This window comes from Phenylobacterium sp. (genome assembly GCF_035309685.1).
In the GTDB taxonomy this organism is placed as follows: domain Bacteria; phylum Pseudomonadota; class Alphaproteobacteria; order Caulobacterales; family Caulobacteraceae; genus Phenylobacterium.
Window position 1 is genome coordinate 38,966 of sequence record NZ_DATGEX010000024.1, and the last position, 21,103, is coordinate 60,068.

The 21,103-nt window shown below is 66.6% G+C and carries 17 protein-coding genes and 1 pseudogene; 2 read left to right on the forward strand and 16 right to left on the reverse strand.

The window, feature by feature from the left end; all coding sequences use genetic code 11:
* Window positions 1-367: 367 nt before the first annotated feature.
* From VKQ35_RS07420 to purC, 10 genes are all read right to left on the reverse strand, one after another.
* Window positions 368-1,573: an acyl-CoA dehydrogenase family protein gene (locus tag VKQ35_RS07420; RefSeq protein ID WP_324360090.1), complete on the reverse strand. Its 1,206-nt coding sequence runs from the start codon at window positions 1,571-1,573 to the stop codon at window positions 368-370.
* Window positions 1,574-1,663: 90 nt separating this feature from the next.
* Window positions 1,664-3,112, reverse strand: a complete 1,449-nt coding sequence (locus tag VKQ35_RS07425) for an efflux transporter outer membrane subunit (RefSeq protein WP_324360093.1) — start codon at window positions 3,110-3,112, stop codon at window positions 1,664-1,666.
* On the reverse strand, window positions 3,109-6,291 hold the full coding sequence (locus VKQ35_RS07430; protein WP_324360095.1) for an efflux RND transporter permease subunit: 3,183 nt from the start codon (window positions 6,289-6,291) through the stop codon (window positions 3,109-3,111). The genes VKQ35_RS07425 and VKQ35_RS07430 overlap by 4 nt, the downstream gene beginning before the upstream one ends.
* A 6-nt stretch (window positions 6,292-6,297) precedes the next feature.
* Window positions 6,298-7,488, reverse strand: a complete 1,191-nt coding sequence (locus VKQ35_RS07435) for an efflux RND transporter periplasmic adaptor subunit (protein ID WP_324360281.1) — start codon at window positions 7,486-7,488, stop codon at window positions 6,298-6,300.
* A 177-nt stretch (window positions 7,489-7,665) separates the two neighbouring features.
* Complete coding sequence (locus VKQ35_RS07440) at window positions 7,666-9,579, reverse strand: CocE/NonD family hydrolase (protein ID WP_324360097.1); 1,914 nt, start codon at window positions 9,577-9,579, stop codon at window positions 7,666-7,668.
* 12 nt (window positions 9,580-9,591) lie between these two features.
* The gene (gene purQ / locus VKQ35_RS07445; protein WP_324360099.1) at window positions 9,592-10,254 is read right to left on the reverse strand and encodes a phosphoribosylformylglycinamidine synthase subunit PurQ; all 663 of its coding nucleotides are present in this window, start codon (window positions 10,252-10,254) and stop codon (window positions 9,592-9,594) included.
* Window positions 10,255-10,267: 13 nt separating this feature from the next.
* Complete coding sequence (locus VKQ35_RS07450) at window positions 10,268-10,756, reverse strand: DUF3291 domain-containing protein (protein WP_324360101.1); 489 nt, start codon at window positions 10,754-10,756, stop codon at window positions 10,268-10,270.
* 14 nt (window positions 10,757-10,770) lie between these two features.
* Window positions 10,771-11,046, reverse strand: a complete 276-nt coding sequence (locus VKQ35_RS07455) for a hypothetical protein (RefSeq protein WP_324360102.1) — start codon at window positions 11,044-11,046, stop codon at window positions 10,771-10,773.
* Window positions 11,047-11,147: 101 nt separating this feature from the next.
* Window positions 11,148-11,387, reverse strand: a complete 240-nt coding sequence (gene purS / locus VKQ35_RS07460) for a phosphoribosylformylglycinamidine synthase subunit PurS (RefSeq protein WP_324360104.1) — start codon at window positions 11,385-11,387, stop codon at window positions 11,148-11,150.
* Entirely contained in the window at window positions 11,387-12,142 is a 756-nt protein-coding gene (gene purC, locus VKQ35_RS07465) for a phosphoribosylaminoimidazolesuccinocarboxamide synthase (RefSeq protein ID WP_324360105.1), read from the reverse strand. Before purC ends, purS begins: the two co-directional genes overlap by 1 nt.
* 256 nt (window positions 12,143-12,398) lie before the next feature.
* On the opposite strand from purC, the gene VKQ35_RS07470 reads away from it, so the two are divergent.
* Window positions 12,399-12,722 carry a DUF1476 domain-containing protein gene (locus tag VKQ35_RS07470; RefSeq protein ID WP_324360106.1) on the forward strand — a complete coding sequence of 108 codons (324 nt, stop codon included), beginning with the start codon at window positions 12,399-12,401 and terminating at the stop codon, window positions 12,720-12,722.
* A 46-nt stretch (window positions 12,723-12,768) separates the two neighbouring features.
* Window positions 12,769-12,897 (forward strand): annotated as a pseudogene (locus VKQ35_RS22030) (hypothetical protein); the annotation flags it as partial.
* On the opposite strand, the gene purB reads toward VKQ35_RS22030, so the two are convergent.
* The 6 genes from purB to VKQ35_RS07500 form a co-directional block, all read right to left on the reverse strand.
* Window positions 12,878-14,212 (reverse strand): adenylosuccinate lyase, encoded by a 1,335-nt coding sequence (gene purB, locus VKQ35_RS07475; protein WP_324360108.1) that lies wholly within the window; start codon window positions 14,210-14,212, stop codon window positions 12,878-12,880. The pseudogene VKQ35_RS22030 and the gene purB overlap by 20 nt on opposite strands.
* A gap of 79 nt (window positions 14,213-14,291) precedes the next feature.
* Window positions 14,292-17,729 (reverse strand): DEAD/DEAH box helicase family protein, encoded by a 3,438-nt coding sequence (locus VKQ35_RS07480; RefSeq protein WP_324360110.1) that lies wholly within the window; start codon window positions 17,727-17,729, stop codon window positions 14,292-14,294.
* Window positions 17,730-17,750: 21 nt separating this feature from the next.
* Window positions 17,751-17,996, reverse strand: coding sequence for a hypothetical protein (locus VKQ35_RS07485; protein WP_324360112.1), 246 nt, complete (start codon window positions 17,994-17,996; stop codon window positions 17,751-17,753).
* On the reverse strand, window positions 17,965-18,267 hold the full coding sequence (locus VKQ35_RS07490; RefSeq protein WP_324360114.1) for a BrnT family toxin: 303 nt from the start codon (window positions 18,265-18,267) through the stop codon (window positions 17,965-17,967). The genes VKQ35_RS07485 and VKQ35_RS07490 overlap by 32 nt, the downstream gene beginning before the upstream one ends.
* Window positions 18,268-19,434 (reverse strand): restriction endonuclease subunit S, encoded by a 1,167-nt coding sequence (locus VKQ35_RS07495; protein WP_324360117.1) that lies wholly within the window; start codon window positions 19,432-19,434, stop codon window positions 18,268-18,270.
* On the reverse strand, window positions 19,431-20,975 hold the full coding sequence (locus VKQ35_RS07500) for a class I SAM-dependent DNA methyltransferase (protein ID WP_324360119.1): 1,545 nt from the start codon (window positions 20,973-20,975) through the stop codon (window positions 19,431-19,433). Before VKQ35_RS07500 ends, VKQ35_RS07495 begins: the two co-directional genes overlap by 4 nt.
* Between the last annotated feature and the right edge of the window lie 128 nt (window positions 20,976-21,103).

Sequence of the window (21,103 nt, forward strand, 5' to 3'; positions counted from 1 at the left end):
GAAGTGTCGGCCGACCGGCGCCCAATTCGGCGGGCTGGGGGGCTGTTCAAGGTCCGGACCGGAGGCCGGTCGACCGACGGCTTGAGAAAAGCGGCGCGATGTGGCCGGGGCTCGTTCCCAATGGGGCCATTTCGCGGCGTTGCGCCGCCGCTACAGCCCGGGCGGAACAGTACGGCTGCGTCGTCCTGCCGCTTGCCAGCCTCGAGAGCCGCGCGCACAAATTGTGCAACGGCGGTCGGTAACCGGTCGCCGGGGCAAGGGGCCCCGCGGCGCTTCCCAGGATTTCGGTCCTGCGCGGTCAAAAAGGAAGCGGCAGAGGCCGTCCGCAAGGGCGGCCTTTCTTGCTTTTGGGTCTGTGGCCGCTCTTTCAGGTCGACTGGGTGTTGTCCGGCAGGCCCAGGATGCGCTTGGAGATGATGTTGTTCTGGATCTCGGCCGAGCCGCCGTAGATCGACATCGCCTTGCCCGACAGCCAGCCGCGCACGGTCTCGATCTCCTCGCGGCTGAAGTCGTCGCCCTGCCAGCCCAGGCCCTGGGCGCCCATGATCTCGAGCGTCAGCTCGGCGCGGGTCTGGGCGACGTGGGTGGCGGAGTTCTTCAGCACCGAGGCGCCGTTCGTCGCGCCGTTGGCTTCCTTGGACTCGGCCATGACCCGCGCCAGCGTCAGGGCGTGGGTCTTGGCGTCCATCTCGTGGCGGGTGAGGCGGGTGCGCAGGTCGAGGTCGGCGATGCGGCCGTCCGCGTCGAGCGCCACATACTTCTTCGCGATCTGGCTGAGCGGCGCCTGGCGGCCGCCGCCGATGGCGCCGGTCTGGCTGGCGCGCTCGTGTTGCAGCAGGCGCTTGCCCACGGTCCAGCCGACGTTGAGCTGACCCAGCAGCGCGTCCTTCGGCGCGGTCGCGTCGGTGAAGAAGGTCTCGCAGAACGGCGAGGCCCCGGCGATCAGCGCGATGGGCCGGGTCTCGATTCCCGGCTGGCGCATGTTCACCAGCATGAAGGAGATGCCGTCGTGCTTCTTGGCCGACGGGTCGGTGCGGGCGAGCAGGCCGCACCAGTCGGAATATTGCGCGCCGCTGGTCCAGGTCTTCTGGCCGTTGATCACCCAATGGTCGCCGGCGTCGACGGCCTTGGTCTGCAGCGAGGCGAGGTCGGAGCCGGCGTTGGGCTCGGAATAGCCGACGCACCACTGCACTTCGCCCCGCACGATCGGCGGGATGTGCTGGGCCTTCTGCGCCTCGGTCCCGTAGTCGAGGATCGTCGGGCCGATCATGGTCACGCCCATGCCGAACAGGAGCGGGTTGAAGGCGCCGGCCTTGGCCATTTCCTGCTGCAACACGCGAGCCTGGGCGGGCGAGAGGCCGCCGCCGCCGTATTGGACGGGCCAGGTGGGCGTGGCCCAGCCCTTCTCGCCGATGGCCTTGCGCCACTGGGCGAGTTCGGGGCTCTGGCCGGAGCGCTCGCTCATGGCCAGCTGGCCCTTGCCGGAGAGCGTCGCGGGGAAGTTGGCCTTCAGCCAGGCGGCGGCGTCCTTGCGGAAGTCCTCAAGCTCGAGGTCGGCTCCGAAATCGGCCATGACGCGTCTCCCGCTTCAAATCGATCAGCTTGGGCCGCCACCTTAGTCCGCCGGGACCGCACGACAAGCATGCCCCCAGGTCACATGGGCCTACCTGGCGGCGGGGACTGGGCCGGTCGGCTTGGCGTCGATCAGCTGGTCGCCGCCCAGGGTCTGATAGAGGGTCACGAGGCTGTCGGCGCGGATCAGCCGGGTCTGCGCCTGGGTCTGGCGGGCCTGATAGAGCGTGCGCTGGGCGACCAGGGTGTTCAGATAGGGGTCGATCCCCTGCTGATAGCGGGCGAGGTCGAGGTTGTACTCGTCGGTGGCGGCGGCCACCAGGGCGTCCTGGGCGGCCATCTGGTCGTTGACCGTGCCGCGCCGCGCCAAGGCGTCGGCCACCTCACGGAAGGCGGTCTGGATCGCCTTCTGGTACTCGGCGACGATGAGGTCGCGCTGCCCCTTGGCCAAGGCCAGATTCGCGACATTGGCGCCGCCGGCGAAGATCGGCTGGGTGATCGTGCTGCTGACCGACCAGTTAAAGTTCCTGCCGTTGAAGAGCTGACCCAGCGCGGGGCTGGCCGCGCCGGCCAGCGCGGTCAGGTCGATCGTGGGGAAGAAGTTGGCCCGCGCAGCGCCGATCTGGGCGTTGGCCGCGCGTAGCTTGTATTCGGCCTCCACGACGTCGGGCCGGCGCAACAGGATGCGGGAATCCAGGCCGGCCGGGACCTCGGTGAGGAAACCTTCGACGCTCTCGATGTTGGCCGGGAGGTCGGTGTCGGCCACGCGGGCGCCGACTAGCAGCTCCAGCGCATTGCGGTCCTGGGCGACCAGGGTGACGAGATTGGCGGCGTCGGATTTGGCCTGGTCCAGCGTGGTCTGGGCCTGCCGCAGGTCCGTTCGGGGGGCGATGCCGCCGCTGAGCCGCGCCTGGGTGAGGTCGACGGTGCGCTGGGTGCTGGCCACGGTCTCGTTGGCGATGGCCAGCAGGCTCTTGTCGGCGGCGAGCGTCAGATAGGCGTCGGCGACCTGGGCCACGAGCGTCAGGCGCGCGGCGTGGACGCCGGCTTCGCTGGCCAGGTATTGCTGCTGGGCGGCGTGGGTGAGCGAGCGGATGCGGCCGAAGAGATCGAGTTCGAAGGCGCTGAAGCCGAGGTCGGCGGTGTAGCTGCGACTGGTCTCACGCGGGCTGGCCATGATGCCGCCGGGATGGATCACGGCGTTGCCGCGGCTCTCGGCGGGGGAGGCGGTGACCGAGATGTGCGGCAGCAGGGCGGCCCGCTGCACCCGGTACTGCGAGCGTGCGATGGTGACATTGGCGAGCGCGATCTGCAGGTCCTGATTGTTGGCGATCGCCTGGCCGATGATTGTCTGCAGGTGCGCGTCCTTGAAGACGTCGCGGTAGCTAAGCGAGGGCAGGGCGGCGGCGCTGGCCGGGGCGTAGGCGGCGCCCACCGGCCAGGTCTGCGGCACGGCCGGCGCCGGGCGCACATAGTGCGGCTCAAGGGTGCAGGCGCCGAGCGCTGCGCCACAGAGCAGGACCGCGAAGAGCCTGTTCATTCGGCGGGCTCTGGCGCGGGCGCGGCCTGCGCGTCGGCCGGCTCGTGCTTGTGGTGGCGGCTCTTGAAGATCATCCGCACCATGACGAAGAACATCGGCACGTAGAAGATCGCGATGGCGGTGGCGGTCAGCATGCCGCCGATCACCGCGGTGCCAATGGCGATCCGGCTCTGGGCGCCGGCGCCGGTGGCGATGGCCAGCGGGAACACCCCGAAGATGAAGGCCAGGCTGGTCATCAGGATCGGCCGCAGGCGCAGGCGCGCGGCCTGCAACGCCGCGTCGAGCGGTTTGGCGCCGCGCTGCTCGGCGGCCTCGGCGAACTCGACGATCAGGATCGCGTTCTTCGCCGAGAGGCCCATGGTGGTCAAAAGGCCGACCTGGAAATAGACGTCGTTGGTCAGGCCGCGCGCCGCCACCGCGATGGCCGCGCCCAGCAGGCCCAGCGGGATCACCAGCATCACCGAGAACGGCACCGACCAGCTCTCGTAAAGCGCCGCCAGGCACAGAAAGACGACGATCAGCGAGACCGCGTAGAGGAAGGGCGCCTGGCCGCCCGACAGCCGCTCCTGGTAGGAGAGCCCGCTCCAGGCGATCGAGGTCCCGGGCAGTTTCGCCGCGATGGCGGCGATGTGGTCCATGGCCTCGCCGGAGCTCTTGCCGACCGCGGCGTCGCCCTGGATCTCGTAGTTCGAGACGCCGTTGAAGCGCCCGAGCGCCGAGGGCGCCTGGGCCCAGCTGATCCGGGCGAAGGAGGAGAAGGGCGCCATCTCGCCGCTGGCGGTGCGCACATACCAGTTGCTGAGGTCCTCGGGCCGGCTGCGGTATTGGGCGTCGCCCTGCACGAAGACCCGCTTCACCCGGCCGCGATCCACGAAGTCGTTGACGTAGTTGCCGCCCCAGGCTGTGGCCAGCGTCTGGTCGACCTGGGCCTGCGAGATGCCGAGCGCGCCGACCTTCTGCTCGTCGATATCGACCGACAGGGTCGGGGTGTCGTCCAGCGAGTTCTGGCGAATGCCGGTGAGGACCGGGTCCTCCTTGGCCTGGGCGAGCAGCTCACGCATCTCGTCTTTGAACTGCTGGCGGGTGAGGCCGCCGGAGTTGAGCAACTCCATGGTGAAGCCGCTGGACTGGCCAAGGCCGCGCACCGGAGCGGGGTTGAGCGCGAAGAACTGGGCGTCGCGAAGCTGGCCGCTAAGCGCGCGGGTGGCGCGCTGCGTGATCGCCGGCGCAGCGTTCTGCGAGCCCTTGCGCTCGTCCCACGGGGCGAAGGAGATGAACCCCTGGCCGGCGTTCTGGGCGGAACCCTGGTTGCTCCGGCCAAGCACCGCGTAGACGGCGGTGACGTTGGCCTTCTCCTTGGTCATGAAATAGGCCTCGATCCGGTGCACCGCCGCCAACGTGCGCTCCATCGTGGCGCCGGGCGGGAGCGTGTACTGGATCTGGGCGGTGCCCTGGTCTTCCTGCGGTAGGAAGCTGGTCGGCAGGCGCAGGAAGACCACGATCAGGATCGCCACCAAGCCGGCGTAGACCAGCATGGCCAGGCGCATCTTGGAGATCACCCACTTGACGCCGTTGTGGTAGCGCTCGGCGTTGCGCTCGAACCAATGGTTGAACCAGCCGCCGAATTTCGTCAGGCCGCGGTCGAGGAAATTGCCGCTATGGTGCTCCGTGCCCGGGCGCTTCAGGAGCGTCGCGGCGAGCGCCGGCGAGAGCGTCAGGGCCACGAACACCGACAGCACCATCGACGAGACGATGGTGATCGAGAACTGCCGGTAGATCACGCCCACCGAGCCGCCGAAGAAGGCCATGGGCAGGAACACCGCCGACAGCACCAGCGCGATGGCGATCAGCGCGGTCTGCACCTGGTCCATCGACTTGATGGTGGCCTCGCGCGGTGAGATTCCGGGCTCCTCGGCCATCACCCGCTCGACGTTCTCAACCACCACGATGGCGTCGTCGACCAGGAGGCCGATAGAGAGCACCAGCCCGAACAGGGTGAGCACGTTGATGCTGAAGTGGGCGATGGCCAGGATGCCGAAGGTCCCCAGCAGCACCACGGGCACCGCGATCGCCGGGATCAGGGTCGCGCGCCAGCTCTGCAGGAAGATGAACATCACGATGACCACCAGGACGATAGCTTCGGCCAGCGTCTGGACCACCTCGCGGACGCTGAGCTTGATGTAGGCCGTCGCGTCGTTCGGGAAGGCGTAGGCGTAGCCCGGCGGGAAGGACTTGGCGCGCTCGGTGATCGCGGCGCGGACCAGCTCGGCGGTCTTCAGGGCGTCGGCCCCTGGGGACAGCGACACCGCGATGCCCGAGGCCGGGTGGCCGTTCAGGCGGCTGATGGTGCCGTAGTTCTCGCTGCCGAGCTCCACGCGGGCGACGTCGCCCAGCAGGACGTGGGAGCCGTCGCTCTGGGTCTTCAGGATGATCTTGTTGAACTGGTCGACGGTGTTCAGCCGCGAGTGGGCGGTGACGGTCGCGTTGAGCATCTGGCCGGCGTTCGAGGGCAGGGAGCCGATCTGGCCCGCGGCGACCTGGGTGTTCTGGGCCTGCAGGGCGCTGATCACGTCGCTGGGCATCAGTTTGACGCCCGCCAGCTTGTAGGGATCGAGCCAGATGCGCATGGCGTACTGGGCGCCGAACACGCGGATATCGCCGACGCCGGCGATGCGCCCGACCGGCTCCTGCAGATTGGAGACGACGTAGTCGGAGACGTCGGCGCTGGATTGCCGGTCGGTGGTGTCGAAGATCGAGGTGATCAACAGGAAGTCCGGGTTGGACTTGGTGACGATCAGGCCCTGTTGCTGCACCTCCTGCGGCAATCGCGGGATCGCCGCCTGCACCTTGTTCTGCACCTGCACCTGGGCGATGTCGGGGTTGGTGCCCTTCACGAAGGTGACGGTGATGTTGACGTTGCCGCTCGAGTCCGACGTCGACTGGAAATAGATCAGGCCGTCGATGCCGGTGAGCTGCTGCTCGACGATCTGGGTGACGCTGTTTTCCAGCACCTCGGCCGACGCGCCGGGATAGGTGGCGCGGATGTTGACCTGCGGCGGGGCGATGTCGGGATACTGCTCGACCGACAGCGTGAAGATCGAGCCCAGGCCCGCCAGCATGATCACGATTGCGATCACCCAGGCGAAGACCGGTCGGTCGATGAAAATGCGCGAGATCATGCGGGTTCAGCCACCCGGCGTGGAGTGGCCGCCTCCATGGGAACCGCCGCTGCGCCCGCCGGGCGGCCGCGGCGCCGACCCCGCCGGCACCGGGCGCACGAGCTGGCCAGGCTTCACCTTGTCCAGGCCTTCGGTGATCACCTTGTCGCCGGGCGCGAGGCCGGAGGTCACCAGCCATTTGTCGCCGATGGTCCGGTCGGCCTTGATCTGGCGGACCGCGGCCTTGTTGTCCGGCCCGACGACATAGACGGTGGCGTTGCCGCGCGGGTCGCGGCTGACGCCGACTTGCGGCACCAGCATCGCATCGTGCGCCGTCGCCTGGCTGAGGTGGGCGCGGACGTACATGCCGGGCAGCAGGATGCCGGTGGGGTTGGCGAAGGTGGCGCGGAGCGTCACCGTGCCGGTCGACTGGTCGACCACGGGCTCGGCGAAATCGACTTTGCCGGGCACCGCGTATTCACTGCCGTCGTCGAGCGTCAGGCGGGCGATGGCCGACGATGGCGTGATGTTGGATGACGCTAGTTCGCGGCGCAGCGCCGTCAGGTCGGCGCTCGACTGCTGAATGTCCACGAAGATCGGGTCGAGCCGCTGGATCGAGGCGAGCGCGGTCGTCTGGCCGTTGGTGACCAGGGCGCCGACCGTGGTCAGCGAGCGGCCGATCCGTCCGCTGATCGGGGCCGGCACGGTGGTGAACTGCAGGTTGATCCTGGCGGTCTGCAGGGCGGCCTGGTTCTGCGCCACCTGGGCGGCGGCCTGGTCGGCGGCGGCCTTGGCGTCGGTGTAGTCCTGCTTGGCGACGGCTTCGATGTCGGCCAGCGGCTTGTAGCGGGCGGCCTTGGCGGCGGCGGCCTCGCGGACCGCCTCGGCGTTGGCGAGGTTGGCCTGCGCCTGGGCCACCGCGGCGCGATAGAGGCTGGGGTCGATCTCGTAGAGGGTCTGGCCCTTCTTGACGACGCTGCCCTCGACGAAGTGGCGCGCCTTGATCACGCCGGAGACCTGGGGGCGCACGTCGGCCGTCTCATAGGCGTTGGTGCGGCCGGCCAGCTCGATCACCAGCGGCACCGTCTGGGGGGTCATGACCACATAGCCGACCTCGGGAGTCCGCGTCGGCTTTTGGGCCGGCTTGGCGCCGCACGCAGCGACCAGCAGCAGCAGCGCAAGCACCGGCAGACGAGAGAACTTGTTCAGGGGACGCACCCGCAAGGACCTAATTCGAAAGGGCAACCCGTCGCGGGTCGGTGGGAGAAAGCAACAATCCTACGATCCGGGACGGCTCTTCGCATAACCGTCTTTCCGAAACGCGGCGCCAGCATTTCGTATTGTTGCCAAACCGCGACGCGGCGCGGGCGCAACATACTGATCCCATAAGACGGATCAATGCATCTCGACGACCGGCAGCTCGATGTTTGTCGCCTGCGCGCCTGAGTGGAAGATGCGCTGGGTGGCCTTCACATAGTCGGCAGGCTTGGCGAAGAAAATGTTCGGAACGAAGGTCTGCGGATTGCGGTCGTAGAGCGGGAACCAGCTCGACTGCACCTGGACCATGATCCGGTGCCCCGGCAGGAACACATGGTTCGTCGTCGGCATGAGGAACCGGTACTTCTCCACCTCACCCGCTGGGATCGGTTTCGGGTCTGAGAAACTCTCGCGGTAGCGGCCGCGGAAGATGTCCATGGCGATGGGCAGTTCATAGCCGCCGAGCTCGACCTGGCTGGGGACGGTGTCCGGATAGACGTCGATGATCTTCACCACCCAGTCGCTGTCGGTCCCGCTGGTCGAGGCGAAGAGGTTAACGATCGGCGCGCCGGAGATCTGCAACGGGGCGGTGAGCGGCGCGCTCTCGTAGGTCAGGACGTCAGTGCGGCCGTCCACGTGCCGCTGGTCGGTGGTCAGCCAGTATTGCCATTGGGTAGCCTCGTCATTGCGCACGGGCCGGTGGACATAGGGCACGGGCTTGGCCGGGTCGGAGACATATTCGTCGTAAGCCGGGCCTGACGCCGGCGGCGCCCCGAAACCCAGGCCCTGGCCGGGCTGCAGATAGAGCGGCTTCATCTTGCCCGCGCAGCCGCTTTCGCAGGAGAGCGGCCATTTCTGCAGCTTCTTCCATTCCATAGAGCCGCTCTCGAAGATGAACACCGGCGGTGTGTTGGCCTTGGGGCCATTGGTCTTCAGGTGCTCGTCGAGGAAGGGCTTGAGAATCTTGGTGCGGAACTCGGTGGCCGTGTCGCCCGGCAGCTTGATGGCGTTCAGCTGGCGCTGTTCGTAGTTGACGCCGGAATGGCGCCAGGGGCCCAGCACCAGGTAGTTCATGGTGTTGGTGGTGTCTTTGGGCTCCGTGGCCAGATAGGCGTGGATGGTCCCCCACATGTCCTCCTGGTCCCACAGCGCGCCGATCCACATGGTCGGCACCTTCAGCGGCTGGGCGGCCAGCGTCTTGTCCAGCGCCTGCTGCGACCAGAACTCGTCATAGGCCGGGTGCTCGACAACCTTGTTGTAGAAGGGGATCTGGTCGAGGCCGGCGGCGCGGGCGTAGTCGTCGACCGAACCGCCGCGCAGGAAGTTGGTGTAGTCGTCGAAGGCCTCGCGCGGAATCTCGGAGCCTGCGCCGCGGGCGCTCATCTGGCCGGTGAAGTAGTCGAGGTTCTTCTGGCGGAAGGCGCCGTAGTGGAACCAGTCGTCGCCCATCCAGCCATCGATCATCGCGCTTTCCGGCGCGGCGGCCTTCAGCGCCGGGTGAGGATTGATCAGGCCCATCACCGTGGTGAAGCCGTCGTAGGACGAGCCGATCATGCCGACCCGGCCGTTGCTCTCCGGCGTGTTCTTCACCAGCCAGTCGATGGTGTCCCAGGTGTCGGTGGTGTGGTCGATCTTGGTATGGTTCAGCCGGCCGATCAGCGGCCGGGTGACGATGTAGTCGCCCTCGGAGCCGTACTTGCCGCGGATGTCCTGATAGACGCGGATGTAGCCGTCTTCGACGAACGGCTCGTCCATCTGCGCCAGTTCCGCGTCGATGTGCGGCGAAGAGAACCGCTCGGCGCGCTTCTTGGCGTTGTAGGGCGTGCGGCTCAGCAGGATCGGGCCGTCGTGCGTGCCCTTCTTCATGACGATGACGGTGTAGAGCCGCACCCCGTCGCGCATGGGGATCATCACCGTGCGCTTGATCCAGTCGTTGCGGACGGTGGGCGCTTCGAACTTCGCCGGGATATCGGGCGTCATGGCCGGGGTCTGGGCGGTGGCGGGCGCGGCGATCACTGCCAGCGCGGCGAGCATCAGGGCTTTCAGGGACATCGACAGGGCCTCTTACGCGCTCGCGAGCGCGCTCTGGAACAGGATGGCGCCGTCGGCCGAGCCCAGCTCGGCCTCGAAGGCGCGGTCGGGGTGCGGCATCAGGCCCAGCACATTGCCGCGGGCGTTGACGATGCCGGCGACGCCGCGCGCCGAGCCGTTGGGATTGTCGAGGTAGCGGAACACCACCTGACCCTCACCCTCCAGCCGGTCCAGCGTCGGCTCATCGGCGAAGAAGTTGCCCTCGCCGTTGCCGACGGTCATGGCGACCTGGCGGCGGCCGGCGTAGCCCGCGGTGAAGCGGGTCTGGGCGTTGGTGACCTCCAGATCGACCGCCTTGCAGACGTATTTCAGCCGCTCGTTGCGCAACAGCGCGCCCGGCAGCATCTGGGCCTCGCAGAGCACCTGGAAGCCGTTGCAGATGCCGACGGTGGCGACGCCGCACTCGGCGGCCGCCTTCACCTCGCCCATGATCGGCGACAGCGACGCCATGGCCCCGCAGCGCAGGTAGTCACCGTAGGAGAAGCCGCCCGGCAGGACGATCAGGTCGAGGCCGGCGGGCAGCTGCGTGTCCCCGTGCCAGACCATGTCCACATGGGCGCCGGTCGAGCGCTCGATCGCCACCTTGCAGTCGCGGTCGCAGTTGGAGCCGGGGAAGACAATGACGGCAGCTTTCATTGGGGAGCTTTCATCAGGCGCACTCGTCCAGGACAGGCGGCGGGGCTTGGTCGGCGTCGGGCGCCGGGAAGGGCTGGCGGAAGGTGAAGGCCTCGGCCGTGGGGCCAAGGCGGCGCAGGGTCTCGACCTTGCCCCAGCCTTCTTCGACTGTGGGCCGGTGTCCGACGGGGACCCACCACAGCGCCATGTAGAGTTCGAGCTTTTCGAACCACTCGTGTCGGCGGCGCATGATCGCCACATGGTCGGAGCGGTAGACGAAGGCGCCCAGCGACTGCGGATCGGTCCAGACCGACATGTTCAGCGCCATCATCGGGTCGGAGGCGTCCGGCTTGATGTCGGTGGCGTCATCGCCGTCGCCGGTCAGGCGCCAGACGAAGCCCGGATGGCCGTCCGCCAGCGCGTTGATCCGCGCCAGATTGGCCACGAAGTCGGCGATCATCGGGTGGTCCACCGGCGCCCGAAGCCGGCCGATATTGATCTGGGCGAGGTGATAGCGGCTCATCGGCGGGTCCCCCCTCATCTGCGGGTCCAGGTTTTCAGGCTGTCGAGATAGGCCACGAGCTGCTTGTAGCCCTTCGCATCGCCGTAGCGACAGCCGGTGGTGGTCACCTGGCCGCCGCGCGCCGCCTGCATCAGGATCGCCGGATAGCCGGGCGCGCCTTTCAGGGTGATCAGGTAGGAGGCGTGGCCATCCTCCATGGAATAGTAGGCGTAGGGCTCGCCGGGCGCGTGCGGCGCCGGCACGAGGTGCGGCTGGGCGGTGAGCCTGGCGCTCTGGGCGTCGAAGGCCATGGAACAATCCAGCGCCAGCGGCGCCGGCGCCGCGGCCTCAGGTTTCGGCGCGCAGGCGCAGATCGGGAGTGTTGCGAGGAGGGCGAGGGGCGTGAGCCCCCTCACGCCACCTCCACGCGGTAGCTTTCGATCACCGTATTGGCGAGCAGCTTGTCGCACATGGCCTTGACCTCGGCCTCGGCCGCCGCCGCGTCCTTCGCCGCCAGATCGAACTCGATGGTGCGCCCGACACGCACGCTCGAGACGCCGCCCCAGCCCAGGCCGTGCAGGGCCTGCTCGACGGCCTTGCCCTGCACGTCGAGGACGCCGGGCTTCAGGAACACATGAACCGTCGCCTTCATCAGTGCAGGCCGCCTTGGATCACGGTCGGCATCTCTTTCATGATGCCTAAGCGCCGCGCGACCTCAGTGTAGCTCTCGATGACGTTGCCCAGGTCGCGGCGGAAGCGGTCCTTGTCGAGCTTCTCGTTGGTGGTCGAATCCCACAGGCGGCAGCTGTCCGGGCTGATCTCGTCGGCCAGGATGATGCGGGCGAAGTCGTTCTCCCAGACCCGGCCGAACTCCACCTTGAAATCGACCAGCGTGATGCCGACGGCGCCGAACATGCCGGTGAGGAAGTCGTTCACCCGCAGGGTCAGCGCCATGATGTCGTCGATCTCCTGGGTCGAGGCCCAGTTGAACGCGGTGATGTGCTCTTCGGAGACCAGCGGGTCGTGCAGCTTGTCATCCTTGAGGCAAAACTCAATTATCGAGCGCGGCAGGGCCTGACCTTCGGGGAGGCCCAGGCGCGTGGAGAGCGAGCCGGCGGCGACGTTGCGGCAGATCACCTCCAGCGGAATGATCTCCACCTCGCGGATCAGCTGCTCGCGCAGGTTCAGGCGGCGGATGAAGTGATTCTGCACCCCGATGGAGGCGAGCTTGGTCATGATGTGCTCGCTGATCCGGTTGTTGATCACCCCCTTGCCCTCGAGCACGGCCTTCTTGGTGGCGTCGAACGCGGTGGTGTCGTCCTTGAAGTACTGGATCAGAGTGCCCGGCTCCGGTCCCTCGTAGAGGATCTTCGCCTTGCCCTCGTAGATCTTCTTACGGCGGGTCATCGTCACGCCTTCTCCCTGGACGAGGGCTCTGCCGGTCGAAATGACGAAAAACGCGCGGGGTCCAAGTCCCTCGCGCGCGGATTCGACTCGGCGTCTCGCTTCATATGAGGCGGCGGGAAATTAGCGGATGCGGACCCGGGGCGCAAACCTGACCCACAACCGCCCCAGAACCTCGCGGCCAGGCCGCCTTTCGATTGCGACCGGGAACGGGGCGGGATATGTGGTCGCCCGTTGCGCCGCTTTCTCCAGGACCCAGATGACCACCTTTGACGACCGTGAACGTGGCTTCGAGAAGCGTTTCGCGCTCGATCAAGAGCAGGAGTTCAAGGCCCAGGCCCGGCGCAACCGCGCGCTGGGCGAGTGGGCGGCCGGCCTGATGGGCCTGACCGACAAGCATGTCATTGAATATGCGCAGGTTATCGTGAAGTCCGAGGTGGACCAGCCGGGCGACGACGACGTGCTGCGCAAGGTCTTCGAAGACCTCAAGGGCGCCGGCGTCGCCATCACCGAGGGCGAGGTGCGGATGAAGATGGCCGAACTGATGGCCCAGGCCCGCGAAAGCGTCCGCGAGGGCAAGTGACCGCCCCCGGGTCCGCGTCGGTCCCCCAAGCCATCCAAACTCCCGTCATCCCGGCCGCAGCGTAGCGGAGAGCCGGGACCCAGGGGTTCAGGCTGTGCGGTGGCTCCTGGGTCCCGGATCGGCTCTTCGGCCGTCCGGGATGACATCAGTAGTTGTTACTGCGCCGCCGCCTTAGCCGCCGCGCCGTTCGCCTCGTCGCCGAACACCCGCGCGAACACCGTATCCACGTGCTTGAAGTGGTAGCCGAGGTCGAAGAGCTCGCCCAATTCGGCGTCGCTCAGCGTCACCTCCGGATCGGCCTGCAGGAAGTCGAGGAAGTTCCCCTCGCCGCGCCACACCCGCATGGCGTTGCGCTGCACCGCCGCGTAAGAATCCTCGCGGCTCATCCCCTTCTGGGTCAGCGCCAGCAGCACCCGCTGCGAATGCACCAGGCCCCCCAGCCGGTCGAGGTTCCTGGCCATGTTCTCCGGGTAGATCACCAGCCGCTCCACCACGCCGGCCAGGCGCCGTAGCGCGAAATCCAGATGCACCGTGGCGTCCGGCGCGATGCCGCGCTCGACCGACGAGTGGCTGATGTCGCGCTCGTGCCACAGCGTCACGTTCTCCAGCGCCGGCGTCACCGCCGAGCGCACCAGCCGCGCCAGGCCGGTGAGGTTCTCCGTCAGGATCGGGTTCCTCTTGTGCGGCATGGAGGACGAGCCCTTCTGGCCCGCGTCGAACGGCTCCTCCGCCTCCAGCACCTCGGTGCGCTGCAGGTGGCGGATCTCGGTCGCCAGCCGCTCCATCGAGGACGCCACGACGCCCAGCGCCGCGAAATAGGCGGCGTGCCGGTCGCGCGGAATCACCTGGGTCGAGACCGGCTCGACCGCCAGCCCCAGCTTCTCCGCCACATGCGCCTCCACCCGCGGGTCGACGTTGGCGAAGCTGCCCACCGAGCCCGAGATCGCGCAGGTGGCGATCTCATACTTCGCCATGGCCAGCCGCTCGCGCGCGCGGACGAACTCGGCGTAGTGGCCGGCGAGCTTCAGGCCAAAGGTGGTGGGCTCGGCGTGGATGCCGTGGCTGCGCCCCACGGTCGGGGTGAAGCGGTGCTCGTAGGCGCGGCGCTTCAGCGCGGCCAACACTAGGTCGACGTCCTCGAGCAACAGGTCGGTGGCGCGGGACAGCTGCACGGCGAGCGCGGTGTCGTTGACGTCCGAACTGGTCATCCCCTGGTGCAGGAACCGCGCCTCGGGGCCGACGATCTCGGTCACATGGGTCAGGAAGGCGATGACGTCGTGCTTCACCTCGCGCTCGATCTCGTCGATCCGGTCGGCGTCCCACACCGCGTCGCGGCCCTTCTCCCAGATCACCCGCGCGGCCTCCTTGGGGATCACCCCCAGCTCCGCCATGGCGTCGGCCGCATAGGCCTCGATCTCGAACATGATTTTGAAGCGCGTCTGGGGGCTCCAGATGGCGGCGGCTTCCTTGCGGGCGTAGCGGGGGATCATGGGCGTGGGGGTATGGCGGGGGAGGTGGGGAGTCAAATTTTCCGAGGGAAAATTTGAGGGGAGGGGACCCTCGGCCCGATCAGGCGGCGGCTCGCCGCTTCACCTCGGCCAGAATATCGATGATCGCGGTGGCGTCGTCTCCGAACAGGCCGGCGACGCCCATAGGGTCCATGTCGGTGAACGGGCTCTCATAGAGCAGTCGCGGGTCCATCTGCCCCCGCTCGGTCAGGTGCTCGACGATCATGTTCAGGAATTCGATCTGGTTCGCCGACAGCGTGCGGGCGGCGATGAACGCGCCAAAAGCAGTCTTAGCCGCTTCCCGATCAAGGCCCACCAGCGAGCGAACGAAGAGGCCCAGGCCACCGTCGGCTTCCACGCGCGCCAAGTCTTGCGGCTCGGCCACGCCGGCTTCAACGAAGATCCGTTCCAGTTCGGCAAGGTCGGTGCCGGTGAGCGGTTCGTTACGCCGCAGCTTCTGGACGGCGATATGGTCCTCGTGTTCGCGCAGGAAGTGGCGCGCCTTCAGGCGGAAACGGACCATGTCGGCCCCCGCGCCGACGCCCTTCACTTCGATCTCTGCCCCTGGGCCGATGACGTCTTCGAAGTCGGTGTAGACGATGCCGCGGCTTGAGACCTCGATGAGCTTGATCAGCGCCCGCAGCCGCCGGCGCACGGCTTCCAGCATCGGCGCGGTGACATCCTGCCAGAAGTCGTCGCCCTGGATTTCCTGAATCAGCGCCAGTTCGCGCGCCACGGCGGGGATGTTGGACATCTCTTCAAGCAAGGCGGCCAGTTCCACCACCTTCTTGCGCAGCCCGGCGAACGCGCTCTCGGCGCGCAGCACCGCGAGCTGCGTGCGCAGAATCAGGGCGTCGAATTGCTTGGCTGCGAGATCGTCGTCGGTGACACTGGTCGGCAAGCCCGCGACCTCGTTCACCAGCTCGGCCTGATCGTCGAGGCTGAGCCGCGCCCAGGCGGCTTCGTCGCCGAACTTCTCGATGTAGCGGCGGTGCGCCCGAACCAGGAAGTTGTCGAGGCTCATGCCGCCGACCTCTTCCCGGAGCAACGCGGCCAGGGTTTCGCGCAGCCTCGCCGGCGTCCACTCGGCGTCGTCGGGATGGTCGAACAACGTGCCGTCCTCGCCCACGCCATCGCCACCCGGATGCAGCGCGTCCAGGGCGCAGATCAGCTCCACACGCGCGGCGAACAGGCGCTTCGAAAGCGACTCCCCGATTGCGCCATCCGTGACGTCCGGGTTCTGATTGAAGAACTCGAAGTTCTGGCAGAAGTCGAACACCGAGAAATAGGTCTTGTGCTGGCCCGGTCCGAACAGGTCGGGGCACAGGCGCGTGCCGCGCCCGAGCATCTGCCAGAACTTGGTCTTCGAGCGCACCACTTTGAAGAAGACGAGGTTCACGACCTCCGGGACGTCTATGCCGGTGTCTAGCATGTCGACCGACACCGCTATGTGCGGGCCCTTCTCCGCCTGCGTGAAGTCGTCGATCAGCGACTGGGCGTAGGAGTCTGCCGAAATGATCACGCGGGCGAACGAGCCCTTCAGATGCCCATAGGCTTTGTCGAAGCGTTCGACGATGAACCGCGCGTGATCCTGGTTCTTGGCGAAGATGATGGTCTTGCCCAGGCGGTCCCCATCGGCGACCCGCTGCCCATGAGTCATCAGGTGCTCCAGCACCTTATCCACGGTGTCTGCATTGAACAGCCACTGGTTTAGGGCCGCAGGCTCGATGACGGCAGGTACATTGCCATCTTCATCCCATTCGACAGCGTCCCACTGCTCCTTCTCGTCCTCGGAGAGATCGTCGTAGCGGATTCCGCTGCGCTGGAACTTCAGCGGCACTGAGACCGCGACCGGCGGGACCAGGAAGCCGTCATTCACGGCCTCATCGAGGCCATAGGCGTCGGTCGGCACGCCCCGCTGTAGGTCGAACAGGCGGTAGGTGTCGCGATCGACCTCGTCCTTTGGCGTCGCGGTCAGCCCCACCAGCAGACTGTCGAAGTAGTCGAAGATCGCGCCGTACTTGCGGTAGACTGACCGGTGGGCCTCATCGATGACGATCAGATCGAAGTGGCCAGGGCCAAACCGCCGCTCGCCGCCATCGGCCTTGTCGATCAGGTTCATCATCGTCGGGTAGGTCGAGACGTAGACGCGGCCCGTGGCGTTCTTGTCCATCAGCAGGTTCACGGGCGATGCGTCGGGCAGGAACTTGCGGAACGCGCCCACCGCCTGATTCACCAGGGCCTGACGATCGGCCAGGAACAGGATGCGCCGCGCCCAGTTGGCCCGCATCAAAAGGTCGGCGAGGGCGATGACCATCCGTGTCTTGCCCGAGCCGGTGGCCATAACCAGCAGGGCGCGACGTGAGCGGTCCTTTTCGAAGGCCTCGGCGACGCGGCGGATCGCGCGGGTCTGATAGTAGCGCTCGACGATCGTCCCATCGATCTCTGCCGAAGCCAGGGGGCGCATGGTCGTGCGCCGCCGGATCGAGAGCTCCAGCTCGTCCTTGGTCAGGAACCCCTGGATTGGCCGGGGTGGATAGCGTGTGTCGTCCCAGATCCAGTGCTCGTAGCCGTTGGAGCAGAAGATTACCGGCCGCTGCCCGGTCATCGCCTCTAGGCAGTCGGCGTAGAGCTTGGCCTGCTGCTGGCCGGCGCGGGCGTCCTTGCGGGTGCGCTTGGCCTCGACGATCCCCAGCGGCTTGCCGTCGTCGCCCCACAGCACGTAGTCGACAAAGCCCTCGCCCGGCTGGTTGGGCATGCCGGTGACCCGATATTCGGTGTCGTGGCCGGGTCGGGTGAAGGTCCAGCCGGACTCGCGCAGCAAGAGGTCGATGAAGGTGTCGCGAGTGGTCGCCTCGTCGTAGTCGTGGGTGTCGGGCGCCCGCGAATTCGCGGCCTTGGCGGCGGCGACCTCGGCCTGCAGCCTCGCGATCTCGGCCTCAAGCCCCTTGCGGTCCGCCTCGCTGGTCCGCTGCGCGGCCTCGGCCCTCTCGCGCGCCTTCACCGCCTCGACGAAGCGCTCGGCGGCGGCGTTCAGTTGGTCCAGCCGTTCGGCCGGCACCGCCTTGTTGAGCGGCAGGGCGTCGGCCGAGAAGGCGATGGCGTCCGCGGGCTTCGCGGCACCTGCGTAGGTGCGCGCCAGCCAGTAGGCGAGATGGAAAAGCTCCCGCACGGTGGCGATGCCGTCGCCGGACGGCACGGCGCGCGCGCCCTCGTGGGCGGCCTTGTTGCCCAGGTCCTTGATCACCTTGGCCTTGGCCAAAAGCGCAGGACCAACCAGGTTCCGGAACGTCGCCTCGTGGAGGCGCGCGGCCAGGGTGTTCTCGTAGGGGGATTTCAGGCTGGCCTCATGCCGGTAGAGCCAGCCGACGATGGTCTCCAGCGACAGTCGGGCATAGAAGCAGGCGCCGCGCGCATCGGTCCGCGCCATGCCTTCGGCGCGGGCGGCCAGGCTATAGACCTCGGGAAACTCTGCGGCGAGGAAGGCGAACTGTGACATGCCCCCCAACCGCCGCCCCGATCAGCCGGCGGCTTCGATCAGGGCAATATCGGCGCGCAACAGGCCGTTGACCAGTTCGCTGAGGGTGGCGCCCCGGGCCTCGGCGCGCGCCGCCAGATAGGTGAGCACGTCGGTCTCCAGGTGGACCGGCGGGGCGAGGACGGCGTCCTTCACATGGAACTTGCCGCGCTCGGCGCCGGTGAAATCGTACTCGTCCTTCACGGCTTCGTTCCTTCTAGAGGCCTTCTTCGTATTGTCGTGTCTCATGGCGCGTCGCCCGACGGGCGGAGATGATCCGGACCGCGATCCTATCACTGGAAAGCTCCACATGGGTATGGACGACCAGCAGCAGGCGCTCGACGGCCGCAGCCATGCCGAGGGTGATCCAGCGCTCCTCGCCCACGGCCTGGTCGTCGTCGAGGCGGCTGAGCGCCAGCGGGTCGGCGAATACACTCATGGCCGCCTCGAAGCTGACGCCGTGCTTGGCTCGGTTCGAGCGCGCCTTGGCCGGATCCCAGTCGAACTCGATCCGAGTCATTCAGAGTTCGCCCCGGAACGCGCGATGTTGGAGGGAGGCGAAGAGGGCGTCGAGCCCTTGCTGATTTTCCGCCGCTAGCCGGGCCTGGATATCGATTTTCGCCAATTCACTCGCAAAACGAGTCTGGAGCGCGAGCGGAGGAAGCGGGATTTCGATCTTCGACAAGCCATCCTGGTTGATTGTGTGCTGGCCAGCCGACGTCTTCTTGTGCGTCGTAATTTGGTCTCGGCCAAATTGAGAATCCAGCATCGCCTGCAAGAAGACCGGGGAAATCAAATCGAATTTTGGCGATACTCGCATGATGTGATCATTGAAGTAGATCTTCTCTTTGTGTCCCGAAAATACGGAACAACGACCAACGTAATCGGGATTTCCATTCACTCGAATGAACAAAAGATCGGTGGGAGACACAAGGAATTTGGATTTCTCCTTGGCGGAAAGAGTTATTCTGTTCACTTCGCTAAAATCTATCCACCCGTCGCGAATGTCGCGCAGCCGCAAGACGATGTCGTCGCCTGTCTCTCCCTCGCCTCTTCGACGGGTCATGCCGTTGGTGACGTTTGCGAGGAGCCGTCCAAGATTTGTCAGAGGCCAATTGAGTGGATTTGAAACTGGATCACCAAACAGCTCGATGAATAGGGATGACTTGAGGGAGGTGAGCCGAGCCATCGCCTCCCGCCGCACGCGGCGTAGGGCGTCGGCTTGGTCGAGGATCGCCGCGATCCGGCGCTGTTCGTCGAGCGGTGGAAGGGGAATTTCAAACCCAAGCAGAACCTTCGGATGGATGCGCGGGAGGTTCGCGCCCGACGCCATCGACGTAGCTCGCCTGATGACCTCATCAGTACGTAGGAAGTGGAACAGGTAATCCCGGTCCAACCGCTTTGACGGCATAATTGGAATTATGTCCGTGCTGCAAATCCCGTCGAATGTCGGGCGCGCGATCTTCCGCAGGTAAGGCCGCAGCTTCCCAAACAGAACTTGCTGATCGTTGAAGGCGAACTTGGTGCTCGCAAGCTCAGATGCTTCGATAGCGCCTTTGCTGAGTCGACCGTCGCCGGAGATGTGCTCCAGGCCGACGTATCGTGTGCCAGCCTCGACAGACTTTGGGTCTACTCCAGTTCGGACCACGTCTGCGACGGAACTCAGCTGGATAGTCGAGAAGCTCATCCCACCATTTCCCCGAGCTTCGCCAGCCCGTCGGCGATCGCCGCCTCCAGCCGCTTCAGGTCGGCGATGATCGCCGCCGGGCTCTCATAAGCGACCGCCTCGTGTACCGCCTCCTTGTAACGATTGATCGAGAGGTCATAGGCGCCGTCGCGGGCGACCTCCGCCTTGGGCACGCAGAAGCTCTGCGCCGCGCGCGACCGTTCCCGCTCGGCGCCCTCGCGTTCGGTCCAGCGCGCCAGAACGTCCGGAAGGTTGTTCTTGCGGTGTTCGGCCTCGGTCAGGCCGGCGGCAGGCGTTGTGCCCAGCTTGTCTTCGCTGAGCAGCGGTTGGCGCGTGTCATCCAGCGACCAGCCGTCAGCCCGCAAGTCGTAGAACCAGACGTGATCCGTGCCGCCCACTCCCGTCTTGGTGAAGCATAGGATGGTTGTCGATACGCCGGCGTAGGGCCGGAAGACACCCGACGGCAGCGAGATCACGGCATCCAGCTTGTGGTCCTCCACCAGTATGCGGCGCAGTTCCTTGTGCGCCTTGGACGAGCCGAACAGCACGCCGTCGGGCACGATCACCGCCGCCCGGCCGCCGGTGCGCAGCAGGCGCAGGAACAGCGCCAGGAACAGCAGCTCGGTCTTGCGCGTCTTCACCACCTGCTGCAGGTCGCGCGCGGTCTGCTCGTAGTCGAGCGAGCCCGCGAACGGCGGATTGGCGAGGATCAGGCTGTAGCGGTCCTTTTCGCCGGCGATGTCTTCCGAGAGGCTGTCGCGGGACTCGATGACCGGGTTCTCGACCCCGTGCAGGATCATGTTCATCGACCCGATGCGCAGCATGGTCGCGTCAAAGTCGAAGCCGTGGAAGGCCTGCTCGTGGAAGTGACGACGCTGGGCGTTGTCGCGGAACAGTTCGGGGTTGTGGTCGCGCAGGTATTCGCTGGCCGCCACCAGGAACCCGCAGGTGCCGCAGGCCGGGTCGCAGATCACGTCCTTGGGCGTCGGCGCCATCAGCGCGGTCATCAGCGCGATGATGTGGCGAGGCGTGCGGAACTGGCCGTTCTGGCCGGCGCTGGCGATCTTCCCCAACATGTATTCGTAGACGTCGCCCTTGGTGTCGCGGTCGCCCATGGGCACACGGTCGAGCTTGTCCACCGCCTTGGCGAGGAGGGCCGGGGTGGGAATCTGGAACCGCGCGTCGCGCATGCTCTTGGCGAGCGACGATCCCTCCGCCGCCACCCGCTCGCGGATGAACGGGAAGACGTGCTCTTCCACGATCCGGAACATCTCCCGCGGCTCTTCGGTCTTGAACCGCGACCAGCGCAGGCGCTCGTAGGGCATGCCGCGCGGGTCGTCGCCTTCCGGGAAGATGCGGCGTTCCAGCGGGGTCTTGAGCGTGTTGGCCTTGTGCTCCTCGACCGACTGCAGCTCGTCCAGGCGCTTGATGAACAGCAGGTAGGTGATCTGTTCGATCACGCTGAGCGGGTTCGAGACGCCGCCGGACCAGAAGTCGTTCCAGATGCTGTCGATCTGACTGCGGATTTCACCGACCAGCAATGGCCATCTCCCCACGTAGCGCTTCGCGCGTAGCCCCGGACTCGCGCTGGGGTTGGTTTGATCACGACGGCGAATTTGTCGAAAGGGCCTCCACCCTCGGTGCGCGTCTATGTTCATCATTTGTTCTT